Source organism: Thalassolituus marinus (assembly GCF_020320395.1).
GTDB classification, from domain to species: Bacteria; Pseudomonadota; Gammaproteobacteria; order Pseudomonadales; family Oceanobacteraceae; genus Venatoribacter; species Venatoribacter marinus.
The window spans coordinates 1-508 of record NZ_JAEDAH010000085.1 but is presented as its reverse complement, the minus strand read 5'-3'; the positions used below and the strand labels follow the sequence as shown (position 1 = coordinate 508).

Below are 508 nucleotides of genomic sequence, written 5' to 3'. Positions count from 1 at the left end.
TGGCAAAGGAAACGTTTGAACGTTCCAAACCCCACGTAAACGTGGGTACTATCGGTCACGTTGACCACGGTAAAACTACTCTGACTGCGGCTCTGACCCGTGTATGTGCAGAAGTATGGGGCGGCTCTGCCGTTGCATTCGACGGTATCGACAATGCTCCGGAAGAGCGTGAGCGTGGTATCACCATCTCTACTTCCCACGTTGAGTACGAATCCCCAAGCCGTCACTACGCACACGTAGACTGCCCAGGACACGCTGACTACGTTAAGAACATGATCACTGGTGCTGCTCAGATGGACGGCGCGATCCTGGTATGTGGCGCGACTGATGGCCCAATGCCACAGACTCGTGAGCACATCCTGCTGTCTCGTCAGGTAGGTGTACCTTACATCGTAGTATTCCTGAACAAAGCTGACCTGCTGGCTGAAGACTGCGGTGGCGCAGACTCTGAAGAATACGCAGAGATGCTGGAACTGGTTGAAATGGAACTGCGTGACCTGCTGTCTGA

At 53.9% G+C, this 508-nt stretch carries 1 protein-coding gene; it reads left to right on the top strand.

The window, feature by feature from the left end; all coding sequences use genetic code 11:
• A partial coding sequence (locus tag I9W95_RS13015) for a GTP-binding protein (RefSeq protein WP_225675573.1) occupies window positions 1-508 on the top strand: 508 nt, incomplete at both ends.